This is a genomic window from Streptomyces nanshensis (genome assembly GCF_001751255.1).
Classification (GTDB): Bacteria; Actinomycetota; Actinomycetes; order Streptomycetales; family Streptomycetaceae; genus Streptomyces; species Streptomyces nanshensis_A.
Genome location: NZ_LJGW01000539.1, coordinates 1 through 1,271, shown reverse-complemented (window position 1 = coordinate 1,271; position 1,271 = coordinate 1). Strand labels below are relative to the sequence as shown.

Sequence of the window (1,271 nt, the reverse complement as noted above, 5' to 3'; positions counted from 1 at the left end):
CGCATCACGGCCGGGGCGACGGAGCTGGAGGAGCGCCTGGCGGATCTGCTGCGCGGCGGTCTCGCCGGGGCGGAGCAGGGCGGCTGGACGCAGTGGGAGGAGACGGCGTCCCGCATGGTCGACGCCCAGGCTCCCGGACTCGCCGCGCGCATACGGGAGTTGGGCGCGGTCCCGGTGTCCGCCGCGTCGCGGCGGCCGGAGGGCGCGTCGGGCGGCTGGCCGGCCCGGCTGCTGTCGGAGTGCGCGCTGCTGCACCTGCTGAACCGGGGCGTGCTGGCGCTGGACGACCTGCCCGAGCCGCTGGCCGCGACGGTCCGTACGAGGGTGGGGCTGACCGTCGAGACCGCGGAGCTGCTCGCGGGCGGCGAGGGCAGGGTGCGGGACTCCTGGCTGGTGCTGGCGCAGCGGGACACCGAGGAGGGCCGGCTGACGGCCCGCCGGATATGGCTGAGCGGCCGGGAGTCGGGCCGTCCCGCGCTGCTGCTGTCGTACGCGGCGGGTGGACGCGGCCACGCGCACGCGCTGCCCGTCGGCTCGGTCGTCGACGCCGAGTTGGCGTACTACCCGGGGGCGCGCCCGCTGCGTGCCGCCCTCGGCGAGCAGCACACGGCGCCCTCCCCCGGCCCGGCGCCGGAAGGGGGCACGGTGACGGACGCCCTCACCGCGTACGGGGCCGCGCTGGTGGACGACCCGTGGCTGGACGCCTGGCCCGCGGTGCTCAGCGGCGTGGTGCCGACGCTGGGCGAGGGCGACGGCGGCATACGGCAACTGGCCGATGGGGACGGCGAGTTCGCGGTGCCCGTCGCGTCCGGTACGTCGTCCACGGCCCTGTGGAGGCTCGCGGCGGTCTCGGGCGGACGCCCGGTCACGGTCTTCGGCGAATGCGGTCACCAGGGCTTCGCCCCGTACACGGTGTGGAGCGAGGAGAGCCAGGGAGGGGCGGTGCTGCTGTGAGCACCACCGAGCGGGCCGCGCCCGGCCACGGCGTCGGGCCCGCGGGGACGGACCGTACGGACGACCGGCGGAGGGGCCGGGAGCCGAGCGGAGAGACGACGGCGGAGGCGGGCGCAGAGACGCCCGGGGAAGCGACCCGGGAGACGACCGGGGAACGGGGGACGGGAATGACGGCCACACCGCTGACGACGGGCGATCCGGACACGGCCTGGGGCGAGTTGGTCACGGCGGCCCTGCTCGGAAGCGAGCGGCGCACGCCGCCGGGCGGCAGCCCGGCTGCGCTGCTGGACGCCGCCGCGGTCGCGACCGTCCGGCAC

2 pseudogenes are annotated in these 1,271 nt (G+C 77.7%); both read left to right on the top strand.

Features of this window, described 5'->3' with window-relative positions:
• Positions 1-954: pseudogene (locus AN218_RS37220) on the top strand (SWIM zinc finger family protein); the annotation flags it as partial.
• Positions 951-1,271, top strand: a pseudogene (locus AN218_RS29595) (hypothetical protein); the annotation flags it as partial. The pseudogenes AN218_RS37220 and AN218_RS29595, both read left to right, overlap by 4 nt.